Source organism: Acidobacteriota bacterium (genome assembly GCA_003225175.1).
Taxonomy (GTDB): Bacteria; Acidobacteriota; Terriglobia; order Terriglobales; family Acidobacteriaceae; genus Gp1-AA112.
Genome location: QIBA01000222.1, coordinates 1 through 1,915, shown reverse-complemented (window position 1 = coordinate 1,915; position 1,915 = coordinate 1). Strand labels below are relative to the sequence as shown.

General features: G+C 55.4%; 3 protein-coding genes. All 3 read right to left on the bottom strand.

The window, feature by feature from the left end; translation table 11 throughout:
* On the bottom strand, positions 1–1,232 hold a 1,232-nt coding region (locus DMG62_24780; protein PYY19293.1), incomplete at its 3' end, for a hypothetical protein.
* A 55-nt stretch (positions 1,233–1,287) separates the two neighbouring features.
* The gene (locus DMG62_24775) at positions 1,288–1,737 is read right to left on the bottom strand and encodes a hypothetical protein (protein ID PYY19292.1); all 450 of its coding nucleotides are present in this window, start codon (positions 1,735–1,737) and stop codon (positions 1,288–1,290) included.
* Positions 1,682–1,915, bottom strand: a 234-nt coding sequence (locus DMG62_24770; GenBank protein PYY19291.1) for a hypothetical protein, incomplete at its 5' end; no start/stop codon positions are given. The genes DMG62_24775 and DMG62_24770, both read right to left, overlap by 56 nt.

Here is a 1,915-nt window from a genome sequence, read left to right as displayed (position 1 = left end):
CGGAAAGCATCGTCGGGAAACGGCTCCTTGGGATCTACCGTAATGCGATGATTGGTGAGAATCGAGTGCGAGATCACCTTAATATCTCGTTTCGGCATGTGGCAGCCGATACAGTTGTCGGGAGGAGTGTTCCGCTGACGCACACTCAGCGGAACCAGACAGCTGCTCTCGGTATGGCAGGACATGCATTTCTTGCGGAAGTAGGCGGGCACTTTCTCGCTAGTCGGCTGCACATGCGGATCATGACAGCTCAGGCAACCTAGCCGTCCGCCGCTGCCGCGATAGCACTTGCTCAAACGCATGAATAGATAGTGTTGGAGCAAGTCATCCTGCGGAGGAGATTCGCGGCCAAAAGGCACCAAAAAAATGGCGAGAGTCTCGTCCAGAGGAGTGCCGGGACGAAAGTCGCCATAATCCTTTCCGGGTTGCAGGACTCGTGCCTGGCCGGTCTGATGACAGCGCATGCAGATGTTGTCGGCAAGCCACGGCGTGAGTTTCGCGGGATTCACAATCGAGTTTCTGGCATTTTGTGGAGAAAAGTTTGTCCGAATTGCCGCCAAGTGTCTCGCGCCAGGCCCGTGACAGTTCTCGCAACCAACAGCCAATTCGAGGAACGGTGGCTCTTGAAATTTTCCGTTTCCCTGTAAAACAGGCTGTGGCCGGCCACTGTGACAAACCACGCAAGCCGGAAGAATCGGACGGCTGAACCCATAGTCACCGAATTCGTAGCCCGGTGACAGCGCCCAATTGTTGGTATTGGAATAGAAAGAAAGAGGCGCCTCGAACAGGTAGTTCCCGTGCCGTGTGATGGCCCCCAAGCCGTTCGCGGCTGAGCCTATAATCCAGTCGATTTTTTGGGTATTGCGGAAAATCTCCGTGTCGTCCTCGGAGGTTTCATACTCGCTTTGGTAGAGACTGCCGTTGCTTACATAGCTCTCAAAGTGCCGGTTCAAATGACGGTCGAAAATGGACGCGGAGGTTCGAATCCTGTCCAGAAAAGTCGCATCCGGTGCGGACATGGAACGCCCCATGTCGGTCTGCGAATACGTCTCATAGATTTGGCGGTGACAATTCGCACAGGTTCGCGATCCCATGTAATCGCTCGAGAGCTGCGCGCTTTTAGGGTTCGCTTGCGGGACGGGAAGGCGATTTCGGCTTCGGCCTGATTGTGGCAGGACAAAATTCAGCGCCACAATTCCAAGGAAAGCGAGCGTGGTTCGATGCCGAAGCAAGCCAAACCCAAGACATCGGATCAGCTCGAAAGCGGTTTGCGCTCTTCTCGTGGAATCACCTCAGCTCTGACGTTTGTCTCGCGGCTTCACCCTTCTGCACCCATAGTACGGCTGCCTGATGGGGAAATTTCGGATGATCTCTTCGGTAACTGGCTGGGGATTGCGCCGGAGCCACGGCCGGCAGGAGCCAGCGCCTGTTGTCAGCGATGAAGGGAAACATATATTCCACGGCCTTTCGGATTCCGCGGCCATCGAGAGTTTCAAAGATCCATACGGTATCCGAAACAGAGGCAAGGATCGCGCACAGCGTACCCATCGCGTCCAGATTGAACAGGCAATAACCATAAGGCTTGGTGCGGGCCAACTCCAAGGGGAAGTTGCCATTTGGGGCGATCTGGTTGGGCACTAGCACAGAGGCAAACCGGTCGCGACAGATGCTGAGCAATTCGCTATTGCCGGCACACCGCGAGAACTCCGCGACCTGCAGCAAACCAGCATGTGCCATGGTTGTTTTTGGCTTCGCGCTCTTCGATGCCGTTCGCGGAAGTGGTCATCCAAGGTAAATAACTAGCGAACCGGTCTTTCACGCATTGCGCACGGCGCTCACAAGCGATTGCGAGTCTCCAGCGTTGCCGAAGCGCGCGCCACTTCAAACAAATGCACTGTATCGATGATACCGGTCC